The sequence below is a fragment of the Vibrio sp. 10N.222.48.A3 genome (assembly GCF_041475345.1).
Taxonomy (GTDB): domain Bacteria; phylum Pseudomonadota; class Gammaproteobacteria; order Enterobacterales; family Vibrionaceae; genus Vibrio; species Vibrio tasmaniensis_A.
The window spans coordinates 1-1,567 of record NZ_JBFRVX010000981.1 but is presented as its reverse complement, the minus strand read 5'-3'; the positions used below and the strand labels follow the sequence as shown (position 1 = coordinate 1,567).

Sequence of the window (1,567 nt, the reverse complement as noted above, 5' to 3'; positions counted from 1 at the left end):
CACCCAGAGACCATTCTGAAGCTCAATCAGCTCAATTGGCCGGGTAACGTACGTCAGCTTGAGAACATTTGTCGTTGGCTAACTGTAATGGCGAGCGGCAGCGAAATACTCCCTTCGGATCTACCACCTGAGTTGTTGGAAGAGAAGGTTGTAATCAGCGAAGGTACTGATGGTAATTGGCAACAACTGCTGGCTAATTGGGCCAAGAGTGCGCTTGATTCCGGCGAAAAAGAGCTGCTGACTTATGCTCTACCCGAGTTTGAACGTATATTATTAGAGGCCGCACTCAACCATACTAATGGCCATAAACAAGATGCAGCGAAAGTTTTAGGATGGGGAAGAAACACCCTGACTCGTAAACTCAAAGAGTTGTACTGATCTATATATGCCTTTAGATACATATTTTTTAAAGCTAAAAAAGTGTCGCTTGCTTTGAATAGTATCGGTACAATTACAGTACACTATCTATCCAAACTGTAGCTAAAGATGTCTTTGAAAACACAAATTACCTTGAGAACCGCAGTGGTTCTGCCATTCGTGATGATATTTCTCTTCACTATGGGCGTAATGATTTTCACTCAAAAGCAAAGCTACAAGGAGATGGTGAGTGATATTAGTGCGCGCCAACTAACATCACTCACTGATAACGTTCATCAAAGCCTTGCCGATTTTTTAGAAAAGCCATTTCACGCTAACCTTTCACTAAGTCATAACATCGGTTATCACAACCTTTATAAAGAGGGAAATCTTAGTCAGGTTCAAGACTATATTCTTTACAAGTTTTCTGCGCATTTTCAAGCGATCCCTCAGCTTGATGTAATCGGCTTTGGTTCTGAAGATGGTAACTATGTCGGCTTTCGAAAAGAAACAAACCGCGGCTTAACTTTAATGGCTCGGGATGATCGAACTCAAGGCAAACTTGTCATTTATCGTGGTAATACGATTAGCGGAGACATTCGAACCACAATTTCAGGTTATGACCCTAGAGTTCGCCCTTGGTACACTCCAGTAGTGACACAGAACAAGGCTGTATGGTCATCAATTTATGCCAATGCAGATGAACGACAAGAGATCACTTTATCGGCTCTCGCTCCTATCTATAGTGATAACGAGCTCAAAGGTGTCCTCGCCAGCGATATTAAGATCAACACCTTTAATGCTTTTCTCAAGGATCTCAAAGATAAAACGGATGCCTCTGTTTATATTATTGATAAGCAACAGCGCTTAGTCGCTCATTCGGGCGGAGGCAGCGTGGTCTCTTGGGGAACAGGACAAACAGACAAAGGCCAGCGCTTGTTAGCAACAGAGAGTGCTAACGCGGTAATACGTGAAAGTGCCCGTTATGTAGATAAGTTTCATCTAATCGATGATTTAAATGTGCAGCGCTTTAGTTTTAATTTAGATAACGAACGATATTTCAATCAACTTACCCCTTATGAAGATGAGTACGGCATCACTTGGATTATTGGTATGTCGATCCCAGAAAGTAGCCTACTTGGTGAATTACCAAAAAACCAAAGAAACAGTTGGTTACTCGGTCTAACTCTCAGTTGCATTGGTATTATCG

At 42.1% G+C, this 1,567-nt stretch carries 2 protein-coding genes; both read left to right on the top strand.

Annotated elements, in window-relative coordinates; translation table 11 throughout:
• Positions 1–378: helix-turn-helix domain-containing protein (locus tag AB4653_RS22730; RefSeq protein WP_372105387.1), on the top strand; the 378-nt coding region annotated here is incomplete at its 5' end.
• 108 nt (positions 379–486) lie between these two features.
• The coding region (locus tag AB4653_RS22725) for a cache domain-containing protein (RefSeq protein ID WP_372105386.1) at positions 487–1,567 on the top strand (1,081 nt) is incomplete at its 3' end.